The organism is Citrobacter sp. VF227 (genome assembly GCF_052950715.1).
In genome coordinates, this window is record NZ_JBRFVF010000369.1 from 1 (window position 1) to 474 (window position 474).

Here is a 474-nt window from a genome sequence, read left to right on the forward strand (position 1 = left end):
AAGTGGATGCGCGCCTGCACCACATCATGCTGGATATTCACCATGCCTGCGTTGAGTACGGCGGCGAAAGCAAGCACACCCACTACGTACGTGGCGCCAACATCGCGTCGGCAACTGTTACGAAGCCCGCGATGTTGGCGCTACGTACGAAGTTGGTTTGCTTGGTTTCGCCGCCGTATTCAACGCAGGCATGGTGAATCTCCAGCATGATGTGGTGCAGGCGCGCATCCACTTTCTCCGCTTTCCAGCCCAGACGTGCGGCGCTCTGCGCCATTTCCAGACCGGATGTGGCGACGCCACCGGCATTGCCGGCTTTACCCGGCGCAAACAGTACGCCGGCTTCGAGGAACTGTTCGGTCGCTTCGATGTTGGTCGGCATGTTCGCGCCTTCAGCCACGGCCTTGACGCCGTCGGCGATAAGCATTTGCGCGGCTTCCTCATCGAGTTCGTTCTGCGTGGCACACGGTAGGGCGA

1 pseudogene is annotated in these 474 nt (G+C 60.3%); it reads right to left on the reverse strand.

Going from position 1 to position 474, the window contains the following annotated elements:
- Window positions 1-82 precede the first annotated feature (82 nt).
- Window positions 83-474, reverse strand: a pseudogene (locus tag ACU8YC_RS26795) (NADP-specific glutamate dehydrogenase); the annotation flags it as partial.